This is a genomic window from Pseudomonas sp. FDAARGOS_761 (assembly GCF_013343155.1).
GTDB lineage: Bacteria > Pseudomonadota > Gammaproteobacteria > Pseudomonadales > Pseudomonadaceae > Pseudomonas > Pseudomonas aeruginosa.
The window spans coordinates 1,467,745-1,494,592 of record NZ_CP054572.1 but is presented as its reverse complement, the minus strand read 5'-3'; the positions used below and the strand labels follow the sequence as shown (position 1 = coordinate 1,494,592).

27 protein-coding genes are annotated in these 26,848 nt (G+C 67.4%); 10 read left to right on the top strand and 17 right to left on the bottom strand.

From position 1 onward, the window contains the following. Positions 1 to 5: 5 nt before the first annotated feature. The 3 genes from FOC67_RS07130 to FOC67_RS07120 all read right to left on the bottom strand — a co-directional run bounded on the left by FOC67_RS07130 (position 6) and on the right by FOC67_RS07120 (position 1,781). Positions 6 to 779 (bottom strand): class II glutamine amidotransferase, encoded by a 774-nt coding sequence (locus FOC67_RS07130; protein ID WP_003082680.1) that lies wholly within the window; start codon positions 777 to 779, stop codon positions 6 to 8. Between the two features lie 3 nt (positions 780 to 782). After that, the gene (locus tag FOC67_RS07125) at positions 783 to 1,244 is read right to left on the bottom strand and encodes an HIT family protein (RefSeq protein ID WP_003086845.1); all 462 of its coding nucleotides are present in this window, start codon (positions 1,242 to 1,244) and stop codon (positions 783 to 785) included. A gap of 63 nt (positions 1,245 to 1,307) precedes the next feature. Continuing rightward, positions 1,308 to 1,781, bottom strand: a complete 474-nt coding sequence (locus tag FOC67_RS07120; RefSeq protein ID WP_003086834.1) for a hypothetical protein — start codon at positions 1,779 to 1,781, stop codon at positions 1,308 to 1,310. Positions 1,782 to 1,929: 148 nt separating this feature from the next. On the opposite strand from FOC67_RS07120, the gene FOC67_RS07115 reads away from it, so the two are divergent. Next, positions 1,930 to 3,981: a S9 family peptidase gene (locus FOC67_RS07115; RefSeq protein WP_009314867.1), complete on the top strand. Its 2,052-nt coding sequence runs from the start codon at positions 1,930 to 1,932 to the stop codon at positions 3,979 to 3,981. Positions 3,982 to 4,056: 75 nt separating this feature from the next. Then, the gene (gene lepB, locus FOC67_RS07110; RefSeq protein ID WP_003133458.1) at positions 4,057 to 4,596 is read left to right on the top strand and encodes a signal peptidase I; all 540 of its coding nucleotides are present in this window, start codon (positions 4,057 to 4,059) and stop codon (positions 4,594 to 4,596) included. Positions 4,597 to 4,602: 6 nt separating this feature from the next. Here lepB and hxuC read toward each other — a convergent pair whose 3' ends face one another. The 5 genes from hxuC to FOC67_RS07085 all read right to left on the bottom strand — a co-directional run bounded on the left by hxuC (position 4,603) and on the right by FOC67_RS07085 (position 9,745). Then, a complete protein-coding gene (gene hxuC, locus FOC67_RS07105; RefSeq protein WP_003112363.1) occupies positions 4,603 to 7,158 on the bottom strand; it encodes a heme receptor HxuC in 2,556 nt (851 codons plus the stop codon). A 128-nt stretch (positions 7,159 to 7,286) separates the two neighbouring features. Beyond that, entirely contained in the window at positions 7,287 to 8,270 is a 984-nt protein-coding gene (locus tag FOC67_RS07100; protein ID WP_009314868.1) for a FecR family protein, read from the bottom strand. Then, complete coding sequence (locus FOC67_RS07095) at positions 8,267 to 8,794, bottom strand: RNA polymerase sigma factor (protein ID WP_003082669.1); 528 nt, start codon at positions 8,792 to 8,794, stop codon at positions 8,267 to 8,269. The genes FOC67_RS07100 and FOC67_RS07095 overlap by 4 nt, the downstream gene beginning before the upstream one ends. A 149-nt stretch (positions 8,795 to 8,943) precedes the next feature. Further along, positions 8,944 to 9,393, bottom strand: a complete 450-nt coding sequence (locus FOC67_RS07090; RefSeq protein ID WP_003082662.1) for a YcgN family cysteine cluster protein — start codon at positions 9,391 to 9,393, stop codon at positions 8,944 to 8,946. Positions 9,394 to 9,469: 76 nt separating this feature from the next. Continuing rightward, positions 9,470 to 9,745, bottom strand: a complete 276-nt coding sequence (locus tag FOC67_RS07085; RefSeq protein ID WP_003082658.1) for a metal/formaldehyde-sensitive transcriptional repressor — start codon at positions 9,743 to 9,745, stop codon at positions 9,470 to 9,472. A gap of 67 nt (positions 9,746 to 9,812) precedes the next feature. Between FOC67_RS07085 and aitP the strand changes: the two genes are divergently transcribed. Then, positions 9,813 to 10,769, top strand: coding sequence for a CDF family iron/cobalt efflux transporter AitP (gene aitP, locus FOC67_RS07080; protein ID WP_009314869.1), 957 nt, complete (start codon positions 9,813 to 9,815; stop codon positions 10,767 to 10,769). Between the two features lie 11 nt (positions 10,770 to 10,780). Here aitP and FOC67_RS07075 read toward each other — a convergent pair whose 3' ends face one another. The 3 genes from FOC67_RS07075 to rnd form a co-directional block, all read right to left on the bottom strand. Beyond that, entirely contained in the window at positions 10,781 to 11,713 is a 933-nt protein-coding gene (locus FOC67_RS07075) for a D-2-hydroxyacid dehydrogenase (protein WP_003086815.1), read from the bottom strand. Positions 11,714 to 11,967: 254 nt separating this feature from the next. Then, entirely contained in the window at positions 11,968 to 12,261 is a 294-nt protein-coding gene (locus tag FOC67_RS07070) for a YcgL domain-containing protein (protein ID WP_003082651.1), read from the bottom strand. Next, entirely contained in the window at positions 12,258 to 13,382 is a 1,125-nt protein-coding gene (gene rnd / locus FOC67_RS07065; RefSeq protein WP_003086813.1) for a ribonuclease D, read from the bottom strand. Before rnd ends, FOC67_RS07070 begins: the two co-directional genes overlap by 4 nt. A 140-nt stretch (positions 13,383 to 13,522) precedes the next feature. Between rnd and FOC67_RS07060 the strand changes: the two genes are divergently transcribed. Both FOC67_RS07060 and FOC67_RS07055 read left to right on the top strand, forming a co-directional pair. Further along, positions 13,523 to 14,584, top strand: a complete 1,062-nt coding sequence (locus tag FOC67_RS07060) for an SMP-30/gluconolactonase/LRE family protein (RefSeq protein WP_003082649.1) — start codon at positions 13,523 to 13,525, stop codon at positions 14,582 to 14,584. Positions 14,585 to 14,884: 300 nt separating this feature from the next. Continuing rightward, a complete protein-coding gene (locus FOC67_RS07055) occupies positions 14,885 to 15,739 on the top strand; it encodes a sulfurtransferase (RefSeq protein WP_003109274.1) in 855 nt (284 codons plus the stop codon). Between the two features lie 21 nt (positions 15,740 to 15,760). On the opposite strand, the gene FOC67_RS07050 is transcribed toward FOC67_RS07055, so the two are convergent. Continuing rightward, positions 15,761 to 16,600 carry an alpha/beta fold hydrolase gene (locus tag FOC67_RS07050; RefSeq protein WP_003116035.1) on the bottom strand — a complete coding sequence of 280 codons (840 nt, stop codon included), beginning with the start codon at positions 16,598 to 16,600 and terminating at the stop codon, positions 15,761 to 15,763. Between the two features lie 111 nt (positions 16,601 to 16,711). Here FOC67_RS07050 and FOC67_RS07045 point away from each other — a divergent pair, with 111 nt between their 5' ends. The 3 genes from FOC67_RS07045 to FOC67_RS07035 all read left to right on the top strand — a co-directional run bounded on the left by FOC67_RS07045 (position 16,712) and on the right by FOC67_RS07035 (position 19,486). Continuing rightward, positions 16,712 to 17,305, top strand: coding sequence for a TetR family transcriptional regulator (locus FOC67_RS07045; protein WP_009314870.1), 594 nt, complete (start codon positions 16,712 to 16,714; stop codon positions 17,303 to 17,305). A gap of 221 nt (positions 17,306 to 17,526) precedes the next feature. Next, positions 17,527 to 18,006, top strand: a complete 480-nt coding sequence (locus FOC67_RS07040; RefSeq protein ID WP_009314871.1) for a hypothetical protein — start codon at positions 17,527 to 17,529, stop codon at positions 18,004 to 18,006. Positions 18,007 to 18,211: 205 nt separating this feature from the next. Then, positions 18,212 to 19,486, top strand: a complete 1,275-nt coding sequence (locus FOC67_RS07035) for an outer membrane protein transport protein (RefSeq protein WP_003133490.1) — start codon at positions 18,212 to 18,214, stop codon at positions 19,484 to 19,486. Between the two features lie 54 nt (positions 19,487 to 19,540). Here the strand turns inward: FOC67_RS07035 and FOC67_RS07030 are convergent, their stop codons facing one another. From FOC67_RS07030 to FOC67_RS07020, 3 genes are all read right to left on the bottom strand, one after another. Then, positions 19,541 to 20,095 carry a glutathione peroxidase gene (locus FOC67_RS07030; RefSeq protein WP_003086801.1) on the bottom strand — a complete coding sequence of 185 codons (555 nt, stop codon included), beginning with the start codon at positions 20,093 to 20,095 and terminating at the stop codon, positions 19,541 to 19,543. A 164-nt stretch (positions 20,096 to 20,259) separates the two neighbouring features. After that, a complete protein-coding gene (locus tag FOC67_RS07025; protein WP_174707714.1) occupies positions 20,260 to 21,459 on the bottom strand; it encodes an MFS transporter in 1,200 nt (399 codons plus the stop codon). 73 nt (positions 21,460 to 21,532) lie between these two features. Next, the gene (locus tag FOC67_RS07020; RefSeq protein WP_079993416.1) at positions 21,533 to 21,982 is read right to left on the bottom strand and encodes a MarR family winged helix-turn-helix transcriptional regulator; all 450 of its coding nucleotides are present in this window, start codon (positions 21,980 to 21,982) and stop codon (positions 21,533 to 21,535) included. Positions 21,983 to 22,112: 130 nt separating this feature from the next. Here FOC67_RS07020 and FOC67_RS07015 point away from each other — a divergent pair, with 130 nt between their 5' ends. Further along, positions 22,113 to 23,933: an acyl-CoA dehydrogenase C-terminal domain-containing protein gene (locus FOC67_RS07015; RefSeq protein ID WP_009314874.1), complete on the top strand. Its 1,821-nt coding sequence runs from the start codon at positions 22,113 to 22,115 to the stop codon at positions 23,931 to 23,933. 30 nt (positions 23,934 to 23,963) lie between these two features. Here the strand turns inward: FOC67_RS07015 and FOC67_RS07010 are convergent, their stop codons facing one another. Next, positions 23,964 to 24,524: a TetR/AcrR family transcriptional regulator gene (locus FOC67_RS07010; RefSeq protein ID WP_009314875.1), complete on the bottom strand. Its 561-nt coding sequence runs from the start codon at positions 24,522 to 24,524 to the stop codon at positions 23,964 to 23,966. A 118-nt stretch (positions 24,525 to 24,642) separates the two neighbouring features. On the opposite strand from FOC67_RS07010, the gene FOC67_RS07005 reads away from it, so the two are divergent. Continuing rightward, entirely contained in the window at positions 24,643 to 26,148 is a 1,506-nt protein-coding gene (locus FOC67_RS07005) for an MFS transporter (RefSeq protein ID WP_174707713.1), read from the top strand. Here the strand turns inward: FOC67_RS07005 and FOC67_RS07000 are convergent. Then, the gene (locus FOC67_RS07000; RefSeq protein WP_004348782.1) at positions 26,111 to 26,848 is read right to left on the bottom strand and encodes an adenosylcobinamide-GDP ribazoletransferase; all 738 of its coding nucleotides are present in this window, start codon (positions 26,846 to 26,848) and stop codon (positions 26,111 to 26,113) included. The two genes, FOC67_RS07005 and FOC67_RS07000, sit on opposite strands and share 38 nt — an antisense overlap.

Genomic DNA, 26,848 nt, shown 5'->3' with positions numbered 1-26,848 from the left:
GCGATTCAGACCCGCCCCTTGGCCAACACCTCGCCGCCCCACCAGAGGACCCACTCGCCGCTCTGCTGCAAGGTCCAGTTCTCGTTGTCGGTGAGCGGCTCGGTGGCGATCACCGTGACCACGTCGTCCGGCGTGGTTTCCGCATGGAAGTCCACGGTCAGGTCGGCATCCTTCAACCGCGCCGGGCCGAACGGCGCGCGGCGGGTAATGTAGGCGAGTTTGCTGGAGCAGAAGGTGAACAGCCAGTCGCCGTCGCTGATCAGGGCATTGAACACGCCTTTCTTGCGATATTCGTCACAGGCCGAGATCAGCACCGGCAACAGCACCTCCACCGGCACCGGCTCGGGGAAAGCCCGGCGCACGCGGTTCAGCAGGTCGCAGAAGGCCGCCTCGCTGTCGGTCTCGCCGACCGGGCGGTAGAAGCCGGGCTTGGGCTGGAAGTCGGCCAGTTGGCCATTGTGCGCGAAGGTCCAGTAGCGCCCGCCGAGTTCGCGGATGAAGGGGTGGGTGTTGCTCAGCCCGACCTTGCCGACGTTGGCCTGGCGGATGTGCCCGATGACCGTCTCGCTCTTGATCGGGAAGCGCTGCACCAGCCGCGCCACCTCCGAATCGACGCTCGCCAGCGGGTCCTGGAACAGCCGCACGCCGCGTCCTTCGTAGAAGGCGATGCCCCAACCGTCGCGGTGCGGGCCGGTGCCGCCGCCGCGCTGCATCAGTCCGGTGAAGCTGAAGACGATGTCCGTCGGGACGTTGGCGCTCATGCCCAATAGTTCACACATGGCTCAAACCTCCCTGAGCAAGGCTGTACGTAGTAGTTCTCCTTCCCGCTGCAGACGCGCCTGCAGGCTCGCGCGACCGATCGGCAGGAAACGGGTCAGGGCGCGCCAGAGCAGTCGCGGCAGGTCGCCGCGACGCCGGGGAATCAGGTGCAGATGCAGGTGCGCCACGTGCTGGTTGGCCGCCACGCCATCGTTGAGCAACAGGTTGATGCCTTCCACGCCGAAACCGGCCCGGCGCAACGCGCGACCGGTACGCTCGGCGAGCGCCGGGAGGGCGTCGCGGGCGGCGGCGGAAAGATCGCTCAGGTGCGGGGCGTGCTCGCGGGCTACGATCAGCACGTGCGCCGGTCGCAGCGGAAAGATGTCCAGCAGGACGATGAAATGCTCGTCCTCGAAGAGTCTGTGCGCCGGCTCGCGGCCACCCGCTATGGCGCAGAACACGCAATCCATGGGAAATCCCGACATAGGCCTCGCCTCATGCTGAACGCCTGCCGGGCGTAGTGCAAGAATGGATTTCGTCGCGAAAGGCTACAGGCGCGGCTCGATGCGCATGCGCCGGTCGCCGTGCTCGTCGGTGCGGGTGTCGACGTCCGGCATCAACTCGGGCTGCATCATCTGCCGCAGGGTCGGCTCGTCCTCGGCGTCCTGCGACGGATGCCGGCGATTCTTCCAGGCCCGCTCCAGCGGCCAGCGGATGGCGGCGATCAGCAGGTACAGGCCGAAACCCAGCAGCGCCACCAGGGCCAGGTCGGAGACCGCGCGCCAGGCGTTGTTGCCGACCTTGAACACGACGTCCAGCGCGGTGATCGCGATGGCCGGGGCGTAGAGGTCGTTCTGCGGGTCCACCGGAGTCGGCGTGAACAGCAGGATGAAGACGATCAGCCGCAGGGGTTCGCGCAGCCAGCGCCACATCCAGCCGGTCATCAGCCAGAACACCAGCATCAGGCCGAGTCCGGCGATGGCGTAGGCGCCCCAGGCGATCAGATAGTCTTGTTCATTCATGCGGCGTGCGTGGCGATAGCGGTGATGGGGGGCTTATGATAGCCGCTTTTGCATGCCGACGCGCCTACCCACCGATGACGGGCGCCGCGCCGCCAGTTTTATTCAGATTTCCCGGCCTCGCGCATGGCCGGACCGACGAGGATTCCCGATGCCCCATCCGCAGCCCCCCATCGCCCGCCGCGACGCCGGACGCGACCCCTACGCCTGGCTGGAGGAGCGCGACGCCCCGGAGGTGCTCGACTACCTGAAGGCCGAGAACGCCTACCTGGATAGCGAACTGGCCGACCAGGCCGGGTTGCGCGAGACCCTGTTCGAGGAGATCAGGGGACGCATCCGCGAGACCGACCTGTCGTTGCCCAGTCCCTGGGGTCCGTGGCTGTACTACCAGCGCACCACCGCCGGCGATGAATACCCGCGCCACTACCGCTGCCCACGTCCGGCGGACGGCAGCCTGGCGGTCGACGAAGGCGCCGAGCAACTGTTGCTCGATCCCAACCAGTTGGCCGACGGCGGCTTCCTCTCCCTCGGCGCCTTCAGCATCAGCCCCGACCAGAGCCTGCTGGCCTACAGCCTGGACACCAGCGGCGACGAGATCTACCGCCTGTTCGTCAAGGACCTCGCCAGCGGCTCGGTGCAGGCCCTGCCCTTCGACGACTGCGACGGCAGCCTGACCTGGGCCAACGACAACCGCACACTGTTCTTCGGCGAACTGGACGACACCCACCGCCCGCACAAGCTCTATCGCCACCGCCTGGGCGAGGCCGGCGCCGAGCTGGTGTTCGAGGAAGGCGACGGGCGCTTCTTCCTGCACTGCTACCGCTCCAGCTCGGAACGCCAGTTGATCCTCCTGCTCAACAGCAAGACCACCAGCGAGGCCTGGGTGCTCGACGCCGACCAGCCGCAGGGAACGTTCCGTTGCCTGGCGCCGCGCGAGGAAGGCCACGAGTACTACCCCGACCACGGTCGCCTCGACGGCCGGGGCCTGTGGTTGATCCGCAGCAACCAGGCGGGGATCAACTTCGCCCTCTACCAGGCCGAGGAGTCGCGGCCGACTCGCGAGCACTGGCAACTGCGCGTGGCCCACGACCCGCAGCGGACCCTGGAAGATGTCAGCCTGAACGCCGAGGCGGTGATCCTCGGCCTGCGCGACGGCGGCCTGCCGGTGATCGAGGTGCAACCGCAGGGCCTGCCGGCCTACCGCGTGCAGTTGCCGGACGCCGCCTACAGCCTCTACGTGCAGGACAGCCTGGAATTCGACAGCCCCTGCGTGCGACTGCGCTACGAGGCCCTGAACCGTCCGGCGCAGGTCCGCCAGCTGAACCTCGCCGATGGCACGCAGACCGTCCTCAAGCAGACCCCGGTGGAAGGCCCCTTCGACGCCGACGTCTACGCCAGTCGGCGCATCTGGGCCAGCAGCGGCGACGGCACGCAGGTGCCGGTCAGCCTGGTGGCGCGCAAGGAAGTCCTCGACGGCATCGCCGCCGGGCGCCCCGCGCCGCTCTATCTCTATGGCTACGGCGCCTACGGGCATAGCCTCGATCCCTGGTTCTCCCACGCCCGCCTGAGCCTGCTCGAACGCGGCTTCGTCTTCGCCATCGCCCATGTCCGTGGCGGCGGCGAACTGGGCGAAGCCTGGTACCGGGCCGGCAAGCTGGAACACAAGCAGAACAGCTTCGACGACTTCATCGCCTGCGCCGAGCACCTGCTCGCCGAGGGCTACTGCCGTCCCGAGGGACTCGCCATCAGCGGCGGCAGCGCCGGCGGGCTGTTGATCGGCGCGGTGCTCAACCAGCGCCCGCAACTGTTCGGCGCGGCGATCGCCGAGGTGCCGTTCGTCGACGTGCTGAACAGCATGCTCAATCCGGACCTGCCGCTGACCGTCACCGAATACGATGAGTGGGGCAACCCGCAGGAGCCCGAGGTGCATGCGCGGATCGCCGCCTACGCGCCCTACGAGAACGTCAGGGCCCAGGACTACCCGCACCTGCTGGTGGTCGCCGGCTACAACGACAGCCGCGTGCAGTACTGGGAAGCCGCCAAGTGGGTGGCGAAACTGCGGGCGACCAGGACCGACGCCAACCTGCTGCTGCTCAAGACCGACCTCGGCGCCGGCCACGGCGGCATGAGCGGCCGCTACCAGGGGCTGAAGGACGTGGCGCTGGAATACGCCTTCCTGCTCAAGGTCCTCGGCCTGGTATGACGACCGCGGGGCCGGCGACGCCGGCCTTCCGCCACGAAAAAGGGAACCTTCGTGAAACGACGCTTCTGGCCCGCCATGGGCCTGCTCGCCGCGATCATGCTGGCCGTCTACCTGGCGAATCCGTTCGGCACCGCCAGTCTCGACCCGCGCGCGCGGCTCCTCGGCGTGGCGCTGTACAAGATCCCTTCGCGCTCGATGGAACCGACCTTGCAACAGGGCGACTTCATCCTCGCCAACGCCGCGCGCTACGCCTTCGCCGACCCGCAGGTCGGCGACCTGGTGGTGTTCCGCTTCCCGCCGCAGCGCAGCATCGCCTATGTGAAGCGCATCGCCGGGATACCCGGCGATCGCGTGCGGATCGATGGCGGCCGGCTCTACGTCAATGACCACCAGGTGACCGAGCCCTACCTGGCGCAGCAGGCGCTGCGCCAGCCGGACTCCCTGCGCATGGCCGAGCGGACCGTCCCCGCCGGCCACTACTTCATGCTCGGCGACAACCGCGACAACTCCAACGACAGCCGCTACTGGGGCTACGTACCGCGCGCCGACCTGGTCGGCCGGGTGTTCGTCGTCTGGTATGCCGAGGACACCCGGCGCATCGGTTCGGTGCGCTGACGCCCCTCAGAAGAACTGGGTGACGCTGATCTTGGCGTTGCGTCCCTGGCTGTAGACCAGGTCGCCGCCCAGCGGCTGGCGATAGGAGCGGTTGAACAGGTTGTCCACGGTGAAGTCGATGCGGGTGTCCTTCAGGCCCAGCTTGGCCGGGACCCACTCGGCGAACAGCCGATGGGTGTCGTAGCTGTCGTTGGCCGCGTGATCCCAGTAGATATCGCCGGAACCGGTACCCATCCCGCCGCTGTAGCGATCGCTGGGCAGGCGGTCGGTCTTGCGCACGAACTCGCCCTGCCAGCCGAGCTTGGCGTCCCATTCCGGAACCTTCAGGCCGAGCATGGCCACCCACTTCGGCGGCGGGATGTCGCGCGCCCACACGTTCGGTCCCCAGGGATTGCTGTAGGCACCATCGTGCTTGCCGGTCATCCACGAGTAGGACAGGCTGCCGAACAGCCGCTGGCTGTCGTAGAAGCTCTCGATCTCGAAGCCCTTGATGGTCAGGCCCGGCAGGTTGCGGTAGTTGCTCAGCGGCAGCATGTCGCCGCAGCTACCGCCGATACTGCCGTTGTCGATCGACTGCTGGCGGCAGCCGACGCTGCGGGTGCGGAATATCTCGTCCTTGATGCGGTTCTGGAACAACGTGGTGCGGATCTGCAGGCTGTCGCCGGCGACCAGCAGGTCCGGCAGGTTGATCACGCTGCCGCCACGGATCGCATGGATGCGCTCGGCGTCCAGGTCGCGGCTGCTGCCGCCGATGGTCGAACTGTTCTGCACTTCGTACTGTTCGTCGATCACCGGCGCTCGCCAGGTCTCGGTGTAGTCGGCGAAGAACGCCAGGTTCGGCGTCGCGGTCCAGAACACCGACAGCCGCGGCGACCAGCCGGAGTAGGTCTGGGCGCGATAGTCATGGCCGAGCTTGGGATTGTCGTAGATCGGCGCCAGGTTGGCCTGGCCGTCGTTGCGCACGCTGTCGAAGCGCATCGATGGAGTGACGGTCAGGCTGCCGTAGGTGATCGCGTCCTGGATGTAGAAGCTCTGCGTGTCCTGCTTGCCGGCCGGCATGAATGCCGGTTGCAGCCAGCCGTAGTTGTAGCGCGGGGTCTCATAGGTCTTGCCCGGCATGTGCATGAGGATGTCGCGCTTGTGCTTGTGCAGCGCCGCGCCCAGGGTCAGCTCGTGCTGTAGCGCTCCGGTATCGAAACGGCTGGTGTTGCGCAGTTCCAGGACCTTGTCCTGGTACTCGGTACGCATCCGCTTGCCGCCGGTGGCGAGCTGGTAGAAGGCGGTGTCCTCGCGACGGTCGAGCTGCTCGGTGCGGGCGTCGGAATAGCTCAGTTGCAGGTCGATCCAGGGATTGTCCAGCGGATGGTAGTTGTACTTGCCGGTCCAAGTGGTGTCGGTGGTATCGCGGTGGGCCAGCAGGCGGGTCAGGCCCAGCTCGTAGCCGTAGCGGTCGATGGTCCACTGGCTCGGCGGGGTCGGGTAGCTGCTGGCGGAGAACGGCGTCCAGCGCGAGCTTTTCGAGCGCAGGTAGGTGAAACCCAGGTCGTGCTCCTCGGTGGGGTGCAGGTTGAGCTTGAACAGGCCGGTCTTCTCGTCCTGGGCGCTGTTGGGCAGGCGCTTGGGGTTGATCGGATAGTCGGTGGGCGACAGCGGCAGGTTGTCGGCCAGCTTCATGTCGCGGCCGTCGCGGCCGTTGAGGTAGAGCAGGGCATCGACGCGGCGGTCTTCGCTGCGGCCGAACACGGCGCCGGAGTAGATCTTCTGCTGGTCGTTGGAGTGATAGCCGTACTTGAGCATGGCGCCGACGTCGCGGCCTTCGCGCAGCAGGTCCGGGGCGTCCTTGGTCTCCATGTGCACGGTGCCGCCGAAGCCGCCATTGCCGGTGAACACCGAGTGCGGCCCCTTCTCCACCTCGATGCGCTTGATCATTTCCGGTTCGATGAACACGGTGCCCTGCTGGTAGCGCTCGAAGCCGCTCTTCTGCGCGCCGTCCAGGGTATAGGGCACGTCCTCGGCGTCGCCCAGGCCCCAGATGTTGGTGGTCTGTCCGCCCGGCTTGGGCGAGCCGCCCATGGTCACTCCGGGCAGGGTCTGCAGCAGGCTGGGGATGTTGTCCGCCTGCTGGCGTTCGATATCCCGCCGGGTCAGGGTCGAACGGCCGACGTTGCTGGCGTCCACTTCGCGACCGTTGCCGACGATGGTCTGCGCGTCCAGTTGCAGCGCGTTGTCGCTGTAGGCGTCGACCTGGCGCCGGCGCACCACGTAGCCGCCGCCCGCCTCCACCAGCTCCAGCTCGGAACCGACCAGCAACCGCTCCAGCGCCTCGCGCACCCCGTAGCTGCCGCTCAGCGCCGGAGCGCGCAGGCCCCGCAGGAGCGACTCGTCGAACAGCACCTGGACCTGCGCCTGCTGCGCCAGGCGCGACAGCGAGGCGGCCAGCGGCTGCGCCGGCAGGTCGAAGCGTCGTTCGGCAGCGCTGGCGCCGGCGGCCCACAACGCGGCGCCGAGCACGGCGGCGGAACACAGCGGGCGCCAGGCGGCGCGGGTGAAAGGCAAGGTCATGCTGGAACTCTCCCCAAGTGACTGCTGGATGTCGCCGGCAGCGGCGACGGACAGCAGAGAAGACGCAGCAGGGAGAAAAACCCACATATGCGAATGAAAAATATTTTCATTAATGCTGCCGACGCGCCTCAGCGCGCCAGGATCAGCACCTCACCGCCAGCCTGCGGCTGTACCCGCACCGGCAATAGCGCCGGCAGAGCGAGGAGAAAATCGTCGGGGCGGGCGATCCGCACCGTACCGGAGACCCGCTTGCCGGCAAGCCGGGGATCTCCCAGGCGGATCGGCGCGGCACGATAGCGCGACAGTTCCTCCACCAGTTCGCCCAGCGGCTTGTCGCGGAACACCAGTTGCCCATCGCGCCAACTGGCGACCTGCTCCGGCGCCACATGGCCGAGTTCCAGGCGCTGGTCGGCGAGGTCCAGGCGCGCGCTGTCGCCAGCCAGCAGCACATGTTCGGCATCCTTCTCCAGGGACGGCTGCAACGCCACGCGCCCCTGTTTCACCGCCACGGCGAGGGCCTGCGCGTTGCGCCGGACGCTGAACTGGGTACCGAGTACGGTGACCCGGCTGTCGCCGCTGCCGACCCGGAACGGCCGGGCCGGATCGTGGCTGACCACGAAGAACACCTCGCCTTTCTTCAACAGCACGTCGCGGGTGCGCTCGGCGTAACGCACCTGCACCTGGGTATCGACGTCGAGGAACAGCTTCGAGCCGTCCGCCAGGACCACCTCGCGCTGCTCGCCAGGCGCCGTGCCGTAGGCGAGGTTCGGCCCGAGCGACTGGTCGCGCCAGAACAGGGTGGCGACGAGCAGCGCGCAGAACACGAAGAACGCCGCCGCCAGCGCCCGGGGCAGGCGCCAGGCCGGCACCGGTTCGGGAATATCGTCCAGCGCCGGGCGCGGCAGGCCGTCGAATTCGCGCCAGAGCCGCTCCATGCCCTCGAGCGCTTCGCGATGGCGCGGATCGGCGCATAGCCACTCCTCCAGCTCGGCCCGGCAGGCAGCGCTGAAATGCCCGGAACGACGCCGGCTGAACCAGTAGGCGGCGCGGTGATCGATGTCCTCTTCGGTTTCGTCGGCGAACAGCGGTTCCAGTCGTTCCAGCGGCTTCATCCTTCGCCTCCCTGGCCAAGCCGCCGCTTGCAGTGCAGCAAGGCGCTGGCGATGTGCTTTTCCACCATGCTCAGGGAGATTCCCATGCGCTCGGCCACTTCGACCTGGGACAGGCCGTCGAACTTGTGCAGGACGAACGCTTCGCGCCGCCGCGGCGGCAGCTCGGCCAGCGCGGCCGCCAGGTGGCTGAGGCGCTGCTGCTGTTCGAAACGCTCGCCCGGCCCGGCCGCCTCGCCTTCCAGCGCGGCGGGTTCGTCGTTCGCCGCCGGCCGGTCGAGATCCTGGCCGCGGCTCTGCTGCCGGCGCCAATGGTCGCGCAACAGGTTGCGGGCGATCTGAAAAAGAAATGCGCGCGGCTGCTCGACCGATTGCCGGCCCGGCCATTTCAGCCACTGGGCGAAAGTATCCTGGGCGAGGTCGGCGGCGTCCGCCGAACTGCCCAGGTGCTTGCGCAGGAAGCGCAGCAACTCGCCATGGAACGCCTGATAGGCATGCGAGACAGAACCACGGAAGCGCTCATCCATCCGTGCATCCTCCGGCGGCGCCCCCCGCGCCGTTGACCCGCTGCAACACCTCGCCTCCCCGCTTCCGTCGGATACGGAAGTCCCTTCGCAAATATGCGAATGATAATACATATCATTTCACAAGGTAAGGAAGTGCGACGGACGCGAGCTCAGCCGGCGCGGAAGATCAGGTAGTCCTCCCAGTCGTCCTCGGCCACCTGGGTCTCGCTGAGCATGCGCCCGGACTGGGAAATGCGTTCCTTGTGGACCCGCTCCGGGTCGCCGCAGACCAGGTGGTGCCAGAGCGGCAGGTCCTTGCCTTCGGCAACCAGGCGATAGCCGCAGGTCGGCGGCAACCACTGGAACTCGTCGGCCTGCGCCGGGGTGAGCTGGATGCAGTCGGGGACGAAACGGATGCGCTCGGCGTAGTTGGTGCAGCGGCAGCTTTGCAGGTCGAGCAGCTTGCAGGCGATACGCGTGTAGTAGACGCTGCCGTCGTCCTCGTCCTCGAGCTTCTGCAGGCAGCACAAGCCGCAACCGTCGCACAGCGACTCCCACTCGTCCTGGTCGAGTTGGGCGAGGGTCTTGCGTTTCCAGAAGGGTTCGACTTTGGCGGCCATGGCATCGGGGGCTGGTGAAAAGGCGCGATAGTCTAGTCCCCCGCCCCTTCCAGGCCAAGCACCGGCCGGCACATGGCTACTTCAGGTAGGAGCGCAGCGCGGTCACCACCAGCTCCAGGTCTTCGCGACGCTGCTCCGCGCTCGCCTGCTCGGCGCCGAGGTGTTCGCGGATGTGCCCCTCCAGCACTTCGTTCATCAGGCCGTTCACCGCACCGCGGATCGCCGCGATCTGCTGCAGCACCGCCGCGCATTCGCTGCCCTCTTCCAGCGCCTGCTCCAGCGCCCGGGTCTGCCCGGCGATGCGGCGCACCCGCGCCAGGAGCTTCTTCTTCCCATGGATGGTATGGGCCACCGCTCTCTCCTCCAGGTAATATACTGGGGTATAGTATATTTTCGACGTCTCGACAGGACAGTAGCAAATGCCCGGCACCCCGACTACCCAGCCCCTGCGCCATTCCCATCGGTTCGACCAGGGCAACCCGCTGGCCGAGCGCAACACGCGCTGGGCGGTATTGCTCACCGCCTGCATGATGGTCGCGGAAATCGCCGGCGGCTGGCTGTTCAACTCCATGGCCCTGCTCGCCGACGGCTGGCACATGAGCTCCCATGCCCTGGCCCTGGGTCTTGCGGTACTCGCCTACGGCGCCGCGCGGCGCTATGCCAACGACCCGCGCTTCAGCTTCGGTACCTGGAAGATCGAGGTGCTCGGCAGCTACACCAGCGCCCTGCTGCTTCTGCTGGTAGCCGGGCTGATGCTCTACCAATCGGTCGAACGCCTGCTCGACCCCAGCCCGATCCACTACCAGCAGGCGATGCTGGTCGCCGCGCTCGGCCTGCTGGTCAATCTCGCCTGCGCCTGGCTGCTGCGCGACGGCCATGCCCACCACGGGCACGACCACTCGCACCATCACCACGACCACGACCATCATGCCCACCGGCACGATCTGAATCTGCGCGCCGCCTACCTGCACGTGCTGGCGGATGCCGCCACCTCGCTGCTGGCGATCGTCGCGCTGGCCGGCGGCCTGCTGTGGAACGCGGCCTGGCTGGACCCGCTGATGGGTATCGTCGGCGCGGTACTGGTCAGTGTCTGGGCATGCGGCCTGATCCGGCAGAGCAGTCGGGTATTGCTGGATGCGCAGATGGACGCGCCGGTGGCTGCGGAAATCCGCGCAGCGATCGCCAGCAGCCCGCTGCCGGCGGAACTGCTCGACCTGCACCTGTGGCAGGTCGGCCAGGGCAAGTACGCCTGCCTACTGAGTCTGCTGACCACCGAGGAAGGCAGCGCCGACTATTTCAAGCGCCGCCTGGCCGAGCATGAGGAACTGGTGCACATCACCGTCGAGGTGAATCCGCTGCTCCCGCTCGCTGCCTGAGGGAACGCGGCTCAGTAGCCGCGAGCGAAGTCCACCTCGCCACGCATGGCGGTGCCCGCCCAGAAGCGCGCGAGGTTGTCGCGGAACAGTTCGACCATCGCCCCCGGCAGGGTCGGCGCGGCGGTGTGGCCGGTCAGCAAGAGGCGCGGGGTATGCCAGAACAGGTGGTTGGCCGGCAGCGGCTCTTCGCGGCAGACGTCGATCACCGCGCCGGCCAACTGGTTGTTCTCCAGCGCCGCCACCAGGTCGGCGTCCACCACCGCGACGCCACGCCCGGCGTTGATGAACAGCGCCGTGGATTTGAGCCGGGCGAACAGCGCACGGTCGTAGATGTCGTGGGTATCGGGGGTGTCGGGCAGCAGGTTGATCAGGTAGTCGGCCGTCTCCACCAGGCGGCCGAGGTCGTCGAGCGAGCCCATGCGGTTGAACGGCACCAGCGAACGCGGATTCTTCGCCACCCCGGTCAGGTCCATGCCGAAGCCGGACAGGGTATGCGCCACCGCCTGGCCGATCTCCCCGGTACCCACGATCACCGCCTGCCGGCCACGCAACCCGCCAGGCGTGCGGCTATCCCATTGCGAACCGACCTGGCTGGCCAGGCGACCGAGGAACTGGCGCTCGTGGGCGAGCATGTAGGTCAGCAGGTATTCGCTCATCACCTGGCCGAAGATGCCTACCGCGCGTGTCAGGCTGTAGTCCTTCGGCAGGTCGGCGGCCAGCAGCGGCGTGATGCCCGCCCAGGTCGACTGCACCCAGACCGGATGCACGCCCTGGCGCAGCATCTGCGCCACCAGGTCGGGCTGGCCGAGCCAGATCGAGCACTCGCTGGCGGCGTCGATGAGTTGCAGGGGGTCGTCCCCCGCCACCACCTTCAGGCTGGGGTCGGCCGCCATCAGCAGCGCGGCATAGAGAGCGTGGTCACGTTCGAGAATCAGCAAGCGCATGGGTCACACTGCCAAGCCGGACAAGGGCTGGCGATCAGGCCGGAGAATATTGTTCTTTCATGCATCACGGCTCCTGGAGGGAAGCCCTCGAGAGCAGCAGGATTGGCGCTGGTAGACCACGGTCGCTGCCAGGGGTTCCGCTATCGTGCGACATCTTGCGGACATCATGCACCGAAGGCGCAGCCTTGCACAGAGCGGGTTTCACGTCGTTAAAGTGGCGCCGGGAAGCCGGCGCCAGCGGGGTACGGCTCGCGTCAGAGCGGGTCGTTCATGCGCAGCAACTCTTCCGGGAGATGCTCGATGTACTCTTCTTCGCCCGGCGGCATCTGCAGGTGGAAGCCCTGCTTCTCGATGTTCTCCAGGACCTTGGCGACATCCTCACGGGCCAGTTGGCGCTCGGGGGTGAGCAGCAGGTCGAAGACATGTTGCGGCGCGCCGAACGGCACCAGCAGGGCCTCGGGCACGCGGCTCAACGCCTCGCGCTTGTCGACGTAGAGGTACATCTCGTTCTTGCGCGGGCTCTTGTAGACGGAACAGATTCGTTTCATGCGCTCTCCAGGGCGTCCAGCAGGGCCTGGCCCATGCGTTCGCGGCGCCAGCCGCGGAGGGAATCGGGCAGTTCGTAGGGACCGTCGGGATAGCCGCTCTTGAGCAGTGCCTCGAGGATCTTCTTGCGCAGCATCAGCTCGGGCGCCATGCCCAGGGTCTCCGCTTCGCGCTGGCCGATGGCGCGCAGGCTCTTGAGCAGCGGGGTGACCTCCGGCGGCAGCGGCTCGGGCAGCGCCTCGGGCCATTCGCTCTGCGGCAGGCGCGCAGCCTGGGCGATCAGTTCGATGAGGAAGTCGCCGTCCTGGCGTACGGTGCGCGGATGCATGTCCTCGATCGCCGCCAGGTCGGTCTTGTTCTTCGGCAGCAGGCGCGCCAGCGGCCACAGGGTGCGTTCGCGCAGCACGTGGTTGCGCGGCCGGTTGCGCAGGCGTGCCTGCTCCTCGCGCCAGGCGCAGAGTTCGCGGAGCACCGCCAGTTGCTGCGGACGCAGCCGCCACCCCAGCTTGACCTCGCGGTAGGCCTCGCGCGGATCGCTCTCGCGGCAGAGGTTGGCGACCAGTTCGGCGCCGTCCTCCAGCAGCCAGGCGCGTTTCTCCTCGCTCAGCCGCGCATCCAGGGCCAGGTAGACCTGGGCGAGGTGCTGGACGTCGTCGGCGGCGTAGCGCATCTGCATCTCGGTGAGCGGCCGTTGCAACCAGTCGGAACGGGTCTCGTCCTTGGGCAGGTCGATGTCCAGCACCTCCTTCACCAGCTTCGAATAGCCCATCGAATGGGCCATGCCGAGATAGGCGGCGGCCAACTGCGTATCGAACAGCGGCACCGGCAGGCTGCCGGTGAGGCGCAGGAACACCTCGAGGTCTTCGCTACAGGCGTGCAGCACCTTCACCACCCGCTCGTCTTCGAGCAGTTCGGCGAAGGGACTCCAGTCCTGGATCAGCAGCGGATCGATCAGCCACTCCTGCCGGCCATCGCCCACCTGCACCAGACCGGCCGCGGGATAGAAGGTATCGACGCGCATGAACTCGGTATCGAGCGCGAGGTACGGCTGTGTGCGCCATTCCCGGCATTGCTGCGCCAGGCTGGCATCATCGCGGATCCACTGGATTTCGGGCGCGGTCACGAACATCTCCTTGGTCAAGTGCGGCGCATTATATAGAGCCTCGCGCCCTGCGAGCATTCCGCTCGGCACCGCGCTTGCCGATGAACGTAGCGAATGTCCATACTCCGCCCCTTGTCCGACAATCCGAACAAGGGAACTGCATGAAGAAGCTCAGCGGAATAATCGTCCTCCTGCTGGCTGGCGCGGCTCTTTACCTGGCCCTGAAGACCAGCCCGATCGACCCGCTCGCCTGGGATGCCCCGGCCGCTCCGCAGATGACCGGGGTCCTCGAACCCAACGACACCCTGATGAAGGCCGAGCTGCTTGGCCAGGGCCAACTGCACGGCCCCGAGGACACCGCCGTGGACAGCCAGGGCCGCGTCTATGCCGGTCTCGCCGACGGCCGCGTGGTACGCCTGGACGCCAGCGGCAAGGTCGAGACCTTCGTCGACACCGGCGGCCGCCCGCTGGGCATGGACTTCGATGCCGCCGGCAACCTGATCCTCGCCGACGCCTGGAAAGGCCTGCTTCGCATCGATCCGCAGGGCAAGGTGGAAACCCTCGCCACCGAGGCCGACGGCGTCCCCTTCGCCTTCACCGACGACCTCGACATCGCCAGCGACGGCCGCATCTACTTCAGCGACGCTTCCAGCAAGTTCCACCAGCCCGACTACATCCTCGACCTGCTCGAGGCCCGACCGCACGGCCGCCTGCTGCGCTACGACCCGTCCACCGGCAAGACCGAGGTGCTGCTCAAGGACCTGTACTTCGCCAATGGCGTGGCACTCTCGGCAAACGAGGACTTCGTACTGGTCAACGAGACCTACCGCTATCGCATCACCCGCTACTGGCTGAAAGGCGAGAAGGCTGGCCAGCACGAGGTGTTCATCGACAACCTGCCGGGCTTGCCGGACAACCTCCAGGGCGACCGCAAGGGTACCTTCTGGGTGGCCCTGCCGACCCCGCGCAAGGCCGACGCCGACTTCCTCCACCGACATCCCTGGCTGAAGGCGCAGCTGGCCAAGCTGCCGCGCATGTTCCTGCCGAAGCCCACTGCCTACGGGCTGGTCATCGCCATCGACGAACAGGGCAGGATCGTCCGCAGCCTGCACGACACCAGCGGCCACCACCTGCGCATGATCACCTCGGCGAAGCCGGTGGGCGACCAGCTCTACTTCGGCAGCCTGGAAAACGACCGGATCGGCCGCCTGGCGATCCCCTGAGAGAAACGAGACGAAAAAAAGCCCGGCGCAAGCGCCGGGCCAAGCCAATCGGACAAGCGTTCCGAGGGATAGAACACAGGAGCGGATACCTCGGAACGTGCCGATTCTGCATGTCTGGACAAATACCTCGCTGCCGGGCGAGGCTGATGACCGAGTAAGAATCTTCCCCGCCTGGAGCCGGCCCTTTCCTTTCGCCATTTCTCCGCCTCGCCGCGCGACGCCGGGATGACGCGACGCGGTCCAAGGGGCATGATCCACCCATCCGCCACCGGCTTTGCTTCCCGACCCAAGGAGTCCGCGATGTCGTCCGCCCAACTGCTGACCGCGCAACAACTGGCCGCCCGCCTCAGCGAACCCGACCTGCTGGTCCTCGACTGCCGTTTCGCCCTCGAAGACCCGTCCTACGGTGCCCGCGTCTATCAGGAGAACCACATTCCCGGCGCGCATTTCGCCGACCTCGAACGGGATCTTTCCGCTCCCGTGCGCAAGGGCGTGACCGGTCGCCATCCGCTGCCGGATCCCGCCGAGCTAGCGCTCAAGCTACAAGCCTGGGGCCTGCGCCAGGATAGCCAGGTGGTGCTCTACGACGACGGCCCCGGCGCATTCGCCGCCCGCGCCTGGTGGCTGTTGCATTGGCTGGGCAAGCGCGATGGGGTCTACCTCCTCGATGGCGGCCTGGCGGCCTGGAAGGCTGCGGGGCTGGCACTGACCAATGGCGAAAGCAGTCTTCGACCCGGCGATTTCCAGGGCCAGCCCGATGCCTCGCTGTTGATCGACGCCGCCACCCTCCAGGCCCAACTGGGCCAACCCGGACTGGCGCTGCTCGATGCTCGCGCGCAGCCGCGCTTCCGTGGCGAAGTCGAGCCCATAGATCCGGTCGCCGGACACATTCCCGGTGCCCAGTGCGCCGCCTTCACCGACAACCTTGGCAGCGACGGCCGCTTCCTTCCGCCGGAACAATTGCACCAGCGGTTCTCCGCCCTGTTGCGCGGTCGCCCGGTGGACGAGCTGGTCGCCTACTGCGGCTCCGGCGTCACCGCCTGCCACAACCTGTTCGCCCTGAGCCTCGCCGGCTTCCCGCTTCCGCGCCTCTACGCCGGCTCGTGGAGTGAGTGGATCACCGACCCGCGCCGCCCGGTCGCCACCGGCGACTGACGCCATACGCTCGGACGCGGCTTACGCCGCGTCGGGCAGCTTCCTGAAGTAGTCGAGCAACTCCTTCTGCAACGCCTCGTTGCGGAACAGCCCGAAATGCCCGACCGCCCCCTCGGCCCGTCCCTTGCGACGCAACTCCAGGTGCGCCGCGGCATAGACCTGGTGAAGCTTTTCCGCCGCAGCCCACGGCACGTAGTCGTCGTCCTCGAACAGGAAGCTGGCGACGGGGATGTCCAGCGCCTCGTAACCCTGCCGCTGCAATCCGAAGCGCGGTGCCAGGAGGTAGTCCGGCTGCCGCACCCAGCGCGCCCAGTCGCGCATGAAATGACTCGGCATATCCAGGCTGCCGAGGCCGAAGAAACGACTGGGAAAGCGTCGGAGCAGTCCGGTCAGTAGCGGCACCGCCACGCAGAACAGGCCGAACATCTGCCAGCGTTGCCTGCCTCGCCAGCGCCTCCAGTACGGAAACGAACCGGCGACGAACGCGGCGCCGCTCAATCCGCTGGCCTGACCAGCCAGACCGAGCAACTGCGCGCCGATGCTGTGGCCGACGAAATAGCGCGGTAGCTCCGGCGCGCGCGCTCGGCACCAGGCCAGCGCCGCATCGATGTCCTCGCGTCCCCAGTCGGCCAGGCGATAGCTAGCCACGGCAGGGTCGTCGCCTTCGCTGCCGCGGTAGCTGAACAACAGCACCTCGTAGCCGGAAGCCGCGGCCAGGACGGCGAAGCGCTGGTAGAAGGCGCGCCTGACGCCGAGCGCGCAGGCCACCACGATGCTCCCCTGCGCATCGCCGACGGCCGGGAAGTGGTCGCCGGCCAGGCGCACACCGTCACGGCAGGCGATCTCCACTGCGGTACTCATTCGCGCTCTCCTTTTCCGTGCGGGTTCGAGCAGCCGGGACGGACGCAATGCTCGACGGATCGCCAGGCGTGCTAGCATGAACATACCGACGGTATGTAAGAAGGCAACAGTATGAATGTCAAGAGCAGGCAGCAGGAAAATGCCGAGGCGACCCGCGAGGCACTGCTGGAAAGCGCCCTCTCCGCCTTCATCGAACATGGCTATGGCGGCGTCTCCATCGACGCCATCGCGCGCGAGGCGCGCGTGACCAAGGGCGCGTTCTACCACCACTTCGACAGCAAGCAGGAACTGCTCGCCGAATGCTACGAACGCCAGGTACGGACGATCGCCGAGGACCTGGACAGGGTGCCGGCGCAGGTCGACAAGTGGGCGGAGGCCGCCGCGCTGGCCGAGGCCTTCATCGACAGCGTGATGGCGCGCGGCAAGCGGCAACTGTCGCTGCAGGAGGTGATCACGGTCGTCGGCTGGGAGCGATGGAAACGCATCGACTCGCGCCATACGCTGCGCTACGTCGGGCGCCTGGTGGACGAACTGGCGGCCAGTGGCGAACTCAAGGACTACCGCCGGGAAACCCTGGTCGGCCAGCTCTACGGCTTCCTTACCCAGGCCGCGATGAGTCTTCGCGATGCACGCAACAAGCGGCAAGCGGCCAATGAAGTGAAAGCCATCATCCGCGACTTCCTCTACAGCCTGCGCAGGGGCTGAGAATGCCGCCCAGCACAAGCGAAGCAAGGACGCGCCGGTTTAATTTCCAGCGGGCATATCAGCCGTTCTCTAAAGCTGGAAACAATTTAAAAACAGTCCTTTACAGCTGACTTGTTTCACTACACTTCAAATCAAGCGGCTAAGTCCGCTATCGGCGGGGCCATCGGAATAGAAGCTGCCAAACTGCCCGGCCCCGCCGATCCACCTTGCGCGAGGCCGTCATGGGTATTTCCGCCAACGATCTTTGCCAGCACGTGATACGCCCGACCCTGGACTACCTGTCCTGCCACAGCCCCGCCGCCGAAGCGCTGCTGCTGGGCGCGGCGGCCTGCCAGTCGGCGCTGGGGAGCGCCCTCGACGACCGCCGTGGCCACGGCCTGTACCGGATCGCCAGCGAACGCCACCAGCAGCTCTGGGACCAGTACCTGGCGCTGGACCCGGAGCGCGCCAGCCGGGTCCGCGGCCTGGCCAGCCAGCATGCCTTCCTCGCCGCGCCGCACCTGGAACTGACGGTGAACCTGCGCTACAGCACGGCCATCGCCTGGTCGCTGGTGGAAGCCGCGCGACTGCCGCTGCCCGACCAGCACGACCACCTCGCCCAGGCTCGCGTGTGGCGCCAGGTATTCCAGCCGCACGGTCGCCTGCGCGAGTTCATCGACGCCTGGCAACGCTGCATCGGCAGCCTCAGCCAGGTCGCCTGACGGCGAATGGAAAAATCCCGCGTCCGAAACAGACCAACCGGTCAGAAAATTTTTTACATACAGACACGAACGGTTGCGCTACCTTCGCTTCACTGGCACCGGAGCCAACCGCTCTGTTCCGCACCCTGCGGAACTTCGGAACACTGGCGCCGGTCTGGGAATCTTGGTAGTTTGCGCGCCGTTATACACAGGAGTTGCTCCAACAATGAAAACAATATGGTTTAAAACCTCTCTCGCACTGACCATTAGCGCTGTCTCCACCTACACCCTCGCCAACGGCATCGCCATCAACGAACAGAGCGCCAGCGGCGCCGGCACCGCGTACGCCGGCCGCGCCTCGTCCGCGCTCGATGCCAGCACCATCTACGGCAACCCGGCCGGCCTGTCCAAGCTGAAACGCACCGAAGTCAGCGGCGGTCTGGCCATCGTCAAGGCCAAGGACGACATCAGCCAGGCCCACAGCACCGCCCAGGGCAGCAACAAGGGCGACTCGGTACCGCTGGCCGCCGTACCGTTCGGCTACTTCTCCACGCCGATCAACGAAGATTTCACTTTCGGCCTGGGCATCTACGTGCCCTACGGCATCATCAACGATTACGAAAACGGCTTCATGGGCAGCTCCCACGGCTCCTATAGCAAGGTGCAGGTGATCACCGTGCAGCCGACCATCGCCTGGAAGATCAACGACAAGGTTTCCGTCGGCTTCGGTCCGACCTTCAACCGCATCGACGGCCAGTTGAAGAACACCCTGGCCACCAATGGCCTGCTCGGCAGCAACGGCGATACCAAGATCAACATCAAGGGCGACGACACCGCCATCGGCTACAACGTCGGCGTGATGGTCGACCTGACCGACGACACCACCTGGGGCCTGACCTACCACTCCAAGGTCAAGTACCACCTGGGCGGCAACACCGAAGTGAAGAACGCTCCGGGTGCCCTGGGCCTGAACGGCAAGTACGACGCCAAGCTGGACATCACCCTGCCGGAATCGGTGGATACCTCCATCACCCACAAGTTCGACGACAAGTGGACGGGCTACCTGGGCGCCGTCTGGACCCGCTGGAGCCGCCTGGAGAAGATCGAAGTGCGCAACAGCGGCGTACCGGCGCTCGGCCAGGCCCTGGGCTTCAACACCATCGGCGAAGACCTGAACTGGCGCGACACCTGGTCCTTCTCGGTAGGTACCTCCTACCAGGCCACCCCGGAGTGGGTGCTGCGCACCGGCTTTGCCTACGAGCCCTCGCCGACCACCAACGAGGACCGCAACGTGCGCATCCCGGTGGGCGACCGCAAGGTCTTCACCGTCGGTGCCGGCTGGTCGCCGAACCAGGACCTGACCGTCGACGTGGCCTACGCCTACCTGTGGGAAACCACTGCCGGCGTCAACCAGGAAGGCAGCGCCCTGCAGCCGGCCTACAGCGCCAAGTACGACAACAGCGCGCATGGCCTGACCGCCCAGGTCACCTATCGCTTCTGATCGCACGCGCCAACGAAGAAGCCGGGCATTGCCCGGCTTTTTCATGCCTGCTCCTCAGGGCTGGCTGGCGATGGCTTTCTCGATGGCGGCCTGGAGCTGCGGATCGTCCGGGGTGGTCTTGCTGGAGAACTGCGCGACCACCCTGCCCTGGCGATCCACCACGTACTTGTAGAAATTCCAGCGCGGCGCCTGGCCGCTCTGCTCGGCCAACTGGCGGAACAGCGGGATCGCCTCGTCGCCGCGCACGTGCTGCGGCTGGGTCATGGCGAAGGTCACGCCGTAGTTGCCATAGCAGATCTTCGCGGTCTCGGCGGTATCCGCGGCTTCCTGCTTGAAGTCGTCGGAGGGTACCCCGAGCACTTCCAGGCCCTGCCCCTTGTAGCGCTGGTAGAGCGCCTCGAGCCCCTTGAACTGCGGGGTGAAGCCACAGTGGCTGGCAGTGTTGACCACCACCAGCGGCTTGCCGGCGTAACGCTGGCAAAGATCGATGCTTTCCTTGGAACGCAGCTTGGTCAACTGGCCCTGCAACAGTTCCGGGCAATCGGCGGCCCAGCCGCTCAGCGGCAGCCCGGCGAGCGCCAGGGCGGACAACAGCACGCGAGGTTTCATGGAATGGCTCCTTGGCGACGAATGTCCCAGCTTACCCTTCCCCGCGCCTATCGCCACCTATCAGCATGCGCCCATGCCCAGTTCCAGCAGCGCCAGTCCGCCACGCTGCCAGCCCCACCAGGCGAGTCCCAGCAGCGCCCCGGCGGCGAGCAGCCAGGCCAGCTTCACGCCGCGCCTCCGGCCACCTGCAGGCGCGCCACCGGACGCTCGCGCACCGGCCAGTTGAGCAGCGCCGCGAGCAGGCTTAGCAGGATCGACAACTGCCAGACCAGGTCGTAGCTGCCGGTGCGGTCGTAGACCACCCCGCCCAACCAGCCGCCGAGGAAGGCGCCCAACTGGTGGAAGAGGAACACGATGCCGCCGAGCATCGACAGGTTGCGCACGCCGAACAGGGTCGCCACGGTGCCGTTGGTCAGGGGCACCGTGGACAGCCACAGCAGCCCCATGGCCACGCCGAAGGCGTAGGCGCTGTAGACGCTCAGCGGCAGCCAGAGAAACAGCACGATCACTACCCCGCGCACCAGGTACAGCGCGGTCAGCAGGCGCGGCTTCGACCAGCGCCCGCCGAGCCAGCCGGCGATGTAGGTGCCGAACACGTTGAACAGCCCGACCAGCGCCAGCACCGTGGTGCCGACCTGCGCCGGCAGGTGCTGGTCGACCAGGTAGGCCGGCAGGTGTACGCCGATGAACACCACCTGGAAGCCGCAGACGAAGAAGCCCAGCGCCAGCAGCCAGAACCCGGAATGCGCGCAGGCCTCGCGCAGCGCTTCGCCGAGGCTCTGTTCGTGGCCCTGCGGCGGCAACGGGCGATCCTTCATCAGCCCGGCCAGCGGCACGATCAGCGCCACCAGCAGGCCCAGGGCGAGCAGGGCCGAGGACCAGCCCAGCCAGCCGATCAGGCCGAGGGTACCGGGCAGCATGGCGAACTGGCCGAAGGAGCCGGCCGCGCTGGAGATACCCATCGCCATGCTGCGCTGCTCCGCCGGCACTGCGCGGCCGACGGCGCCGAGGATCACCGAGAACGAGGTGCCGGAAAGGCCCAGGCCGATCAGCAGGCCGGCGCTCAGCGACAGCCCACTGGCCGACTGCGAGAGTCCCATCAGGACCAGGCCGAGGGCGTACAGCAGGCCCCCCACCAGCACCGCCCGCGCCGCGCCGTAGCGGTCGGCGAGCGCCCCGGTGAACGGCTGGGCCAGGCCCCAGACCAGGTTCTGCAAGGCGATGGCGAAGGCGAAGACTTCGCGGCCCCAGCCGAAGTCGGCGCTCATCGGCGCGAGGAACAGGCCGAAGCCATGTCGCACGCCGAGGGACAGGGCGAGGATCATGGCTCCGGACAGCAGGATCCAGAAGGCGGCACGCGGCATGGGTCGCTCCATCTACGGGTATATACCCGCTTTGTCGTGAACGAAGCGCCTCGGCGAGAGGCTTCGTCGGTTGTCAGTCCAGTCGCTCCAGCTCCACCAGCAACGCCGCCAAGGCGCCGCTGCGCTCCTCGCCAAGGCGCCCGGCGAGACGCCGCTGCGCGTCTTCCCAGGCCGGCGTTCCGCGTTCCAGGGCATCCAGCCCGGCAGGCGTCAGCTCGACCAGGCGGTTGCGCTGGTCCTCGCCGCCGGTCAGGCGCAGCAGGCCGTCGCCTTCCAGCACCCGCAGGTTGCGACCGAGGGTGCTGCGGTCGAGTCCCATGGCTTCGGCGAGTTCGGAAATGCTCGGCCGGTCCAGGCGCTGCAGGTGCCGCAGCAGGGAAAACTGCGCCACCTTGAGGCCGGTATCGGCCAGCGCCTCGTCGTAGAAGCGGGAAACGCTGCGGGCGGCGCGACGCAGTTTGGTACAGAGGCATTGGGTCGGTAGCATGGATGCGTGTATATACCCGTACCTCTCGTCGGTCAAGCGGATTGTCCGAACTGCCAACGCCGTCTGTTGCCCCTGCCAAGGCCGGACGCCGGGCGCTGGCCTATAACTCGCGCTGTCAGCGGCGACCGGGAGCACCCGGCGCCCTCCATCCATCGCCGAGGTAGCCATGCCCGTTTACAAAGCCCCGCTGCGCGACACGCGCTTCCTGCTCAACGAAGTCTTCGATTTCCCCGAGCATTACCGCAACCTGGTCAACGGAGCCGAAGCCACGCCGGACATGGTCGATGCGATCCTCGGCGAATGCGCGAAGCTCTGCGAGGAAGTGATCGCCCCGCTCTACCACAGCGGCGACGAGGAAGGCTGCCACCTGGAGAACGGCGAAGTACGGACGCCGAAGGGCTACAAGGAAGCCTACGAGGCCTACGTCGCCGGCGGCTGGCAGGGCCTCTCGCACCCGGTGGAGTACGGTGGCCAGGGCCTGCCGATGAGCCTCGGCGCGCTCAAGCAGGAGATGATGGGCACCGCCAACTGGCCGTTCTCCATGTATCCCGGCCTCTCCCTCGGCGCGATGAACACCCTGATGCAGCACGGCACCGAGGCACAGAAGCAGACCTACCTGGTTCCGCTCACCGAGGGCCGCTGGGGCGGCACCATGTGCCTCACCGAGCCGCAGTGCGGCACCGATCTCGGCCAGGTGAAGACCCGCGCCGAGGCCAACCCCGACGGTAGCTACGCCATCAGCGGGACGAAGATATTCATCTCTTCCGGCGAACACGACCTCACCGAGAACATCGTCCACATCGTCCTCGCCCGCCTGCCGGACGCACCGAAGGGCACCCGCGGCATTTCCCTGTTCATCGTGCCCAAGTTCCTTCCCGGCGAAGGCGGCGCGCTCGGCCCGCGCAACGGCGTGAGTTGCGGCGCGCTGGAGAAGAAGATGGGGATCAAGGCCTCGGCCACCTGCGTGATGAACTTCGACGGCGCCACCGGCTTCCTCATCGGACCGCCGAACAAGGGCCTGGAATGCATGTTCACCTTCATGAACAGCGCCCGCATCGGCACCGCCATCCAGGGCGTGGCCACCGCCGAGCTGGCCTACCAGGGCGCCCTCGCCTACGCCCGCGAACGCCGCTCCATGCGCGCGCTCTCCGGGACCAAGGAACCCGACCAGGTCGCCGACAGCCTGATGCACCACGGTGACGTGCGGCGCATGCTGCTGACCCAGAAAGCCATCGCCGAAGGCGGCCGGGCGCTGGTCTACCTGGCCACCCAGTACGCCGACCGGATGATCCAGGGCATCCTCAGCAACGACGACGCCGAATACGAACGCTGGGACGACAAGCTCGGCTTCCTCACGCCGATCCTCAAGGGCTGCCTGACCGAACTCGGCCTGGAAAGCGCCAACCTCGGCATGCAGGTGTTCGGCGGCCACGGCTATATCCGCGAACACGGCATGGAGCAGATCGTCCGCGATGCGCGGATCGCCACCCTCTACGAAGGCACCACCGGCATCCAGGCCCTCGACCTGCTCGGCCGCAAGGTCCTGCTGATGACCCAGGGCAAGGCCGTGCGCGACTTCACCAGGGGCGTGGCCCGGTTCGCCGTCGACCTGCTGAAGAACGAGCCGCGCATGCGCGGCCGCGCCCTGGTGCTGCTCAAGCTCTGCGCCCAATGGAACCTGCTGACCCTGCGCATCGCCCTCACCGCGCGCAAGCAACGCGATCTGGTGAGCACCGCCAGCCACGACTACCTGATGTTCTCCGGCTACGCCACGCTGGCCTATTCCTGGGCCCTCCAGGAAGCCGCTGCGCGCCGGCGGCTGCGCCAGGGCGGCAGCGAGTCGGCGGACTTCTACAAGGCCAAGATCGCCACCAGCGAGTTCTACTTCGCCCGCCTGCTTCCGCGCGCCAAGGGCCACGCGGCGGCGATGGCGAAGCCGACCGGTTCGATCATGGACCTGAAGAGCGAGCACTTCGCCTTCGACTGAGGCGACCACCCGCAGCGCGCCAGCGGAGCCTCAGTCTCCGCTGGCGCCAGCCGCCGTCAGCAACAACGCACGGACGTCGTCGAGCATCGAGTCCCACTCGTCCTGGCCAATGTCCATCAGGCGGAAGTAGCGCAACATGAAGGCGCCCTCCACCGCCAGGAACGCCAGGCGCGCACGGCGCCCCTCGGGTGCGGACAGGTCCAGGCCTTCCAACCGGCTGCGATACCACTGGTTGCTGCCCTCCAGGTGCTCGGGCGTCTGGATCAGCGCCGCCATCAGCGCCGCCGCCTTGCTGCTGGACAACTCGTCCGAACGCTGGGTCGCCTCGGCATGCGCGCGAACCCGCGTCAGCGGCGTCGGCTGCTTCCCCGCCACCGCTTCGAACAGGCTGTCGTAGGCCTTGCCCCAGCGCTCGAAGATCGCGTCGATCAGCGCGTCCTTGGTACCGAAGCAGTACTGCACGCCGCCCTTGGTGATGCCCATTTCCTTCGCCACCGCATCGATGGTCAGGCCGGCCGCGCCCTCGCGGGCGATCACCGCCTCGGCGGCATCGAGCAACTGGTTGCGGTCGATCGTTCGTCGGCGTCCCATGGCTACCTCTTGAGTTTAAATCCATACGTATGTATTTATATTTTCACGCGTCCGCCCGTGGCGCGCAATTCCCGTTATCCACGGCGAGCGAAGAACCGTTCGCCACAGAGGTTATCCCATGTTCCGGCAGAACCGCTGGCTGGTCCTGGCCATCGTCTCCAGCGCCCTGTTCCTCATCATCATCGACATGACCGTGCTCTACACGGCCCTGCCGCGCCTGACCCACGACCTCGGTGCGACGGCCGCGGAGAAGCTCTGGATCGTCAACGCCTATCCGCTGGTGGTCGCCGGCCTGCTGCCCGGCGCCGGCTTGCTCAGCGACCGCCTTGGCCACAAGCGGCTGTTCCTCGCCGGCCTGCCGCTGTTCGGCCTGGCCTCGCTGTGCGCCGCCTTCGCCCCCAGCGCCGCGGCGCTGATCGCCGCCCGCGCCGGGTTGGCGGTGGGCGCGGCGCTGATGATGCCGGCGACCCTGTCGATCGTCCGCCATGTCTTCCAGGACGAACGCGAACGCGCTCTGGCCATCGGCATCTGGGCCTCCGTCGCCTCTGCCGGCGCGGCGCTGGGGCCGGTGGTCGGTGGCGTGCTGCTGGAGTTCTTCTGGTGGGGCTCGGTGTTCCTCATCAACGTCCCGGTGGTGGCCATCGCCCTGTTGCTGGCGCTGCCGGCCATCCCCGCCTGCGGCGGCCAGTCACGGCGACCATGGGACGCCCTCGGCTCGCTGCAGGTGATGTTCGGCCTGGTCGGGGTGGTCTATGCGATCAAGGAACTCAGCGCGCGCGCCCCGGACTTCCGACTGGCCGTCCTCGCCGCGCTCGGCGGCATGCTCTGCCTGTACCTGTTCGTCCGCCGCCAGCGCCGCGCCCGCGAGCCGATGATCGACTTCGCGCTGTTCCGCAACCGGCGCTTCGCCCGCGGCGTCGCGGTGGCCCTGGTGGCGACCATGGCGCTGGTCGGCATGGAGCTGGTGTTCAGCCAGCACCTGCAACTGGTGCAGGGCCTGACGCCGCTGAAGGCCGGCCTGTTCGTCCTGCCGATCCCGCTGGCCTCGCTGGTGGTCGGGCCGCTGGCCGGCTGGCTGGTGCCGCGCTGGGGCGAGAACCGGGTGATGTGCGCCTCCCTGCTGCTCGGCAGCGCCGGATTGCTCGGCCTGGCCCTGTCCTACCAGGCCACCACCGGAGCGCAACTGGCCAGCCTGGTGCTGCTCGGCGTCGGCTTCGGCGGCGCGATGACCGCCGCCTCCACCGCGGTGATGCTCAACGTGGACGAACAGAGTTCCGGAATGGCGGCCGCCATCGAGGACGTATCCTACGAACTGGGCGGGGTGATCGGCGTGACCCTGCTCGGCAGCCTGATGAGTTTCGTCTACGGGATGTCGCTGAGGCTGCCCTCGGTCGAGCTTCCGGCGCGGGTCCGCGACAGCCTCGACGACGCCCTGTTGGTCGCCGAGGGCCTGGCGCCGGAGGTCGCGTCGCGACTCGTCGAGCTTGCCCGGCAGGCTTTCGACCAGGCCTTCGTCGCCGTGCTACTGGCCGCCGCCGCGCTGCTCTTCCTCAGCGCCATGGCGGTCCTGCGCCAGCCGCGTCCGGCTACAGAGCCAGGGCTACCAGCACCGCGCACTCGGTAAGTTCGACCAGCGCGCCGGCGGTGTCCCCGGTGGTGCCGCCGAGGCGCGCGAGGAAACGGCTGCGCAGCCAGGCGAAGAGCATCAGCGTCACCAGCAACGCCAGCAGGCCGGCCAGGCCGAACGCCAGGGCCAGGCCGAAACTCACCCCCAGCACCCACGGCAGGCTGCGCGCCGGCAGGTGCTCGGCGATGGCCTGGCCGAGGCCGCCGGGGCGCGCGTAGGGCGTGGTCAGGAACAGCAGCGGCAGGCTGCTGCGCGCCAGCCACGGGGCCAGCGGCAACAGCCCGGCCTCGCCCTGGCCGAGCAGCGCCGCCAGGGCGGAGAACTTCAACAACAGGATCAGTACCAGGACCACCACCGCCACCGGGCCGCTGCGCGGGTCCTTCATGATCGCCAAGGTCCGCTCGCGGTCGCCCAACCCGCCGACCCAGGCGTCCGCCATGTCGGCCAGGCCGTCCAGGTGCAGCGCGCCGCTCAGCGCTACCCACAGGCTCAGCAGCAAGGCTGCCTGCAACAGCGGCGGCGTACCGTCGAGCGACCGCGCCGCGGCGTACAGCACGACGCCGATCAGCACGCCGACCAGTGGATAGCAGAGCACCGCGCGGCCGAACTGTTCCGGCGTCGGCATCGCCGACAGGCGCACCGGCAGGCGGGTGAGGAACTGCAAGGCGACCAGCAGTGAGCGCAAGGCTTCGCGCAT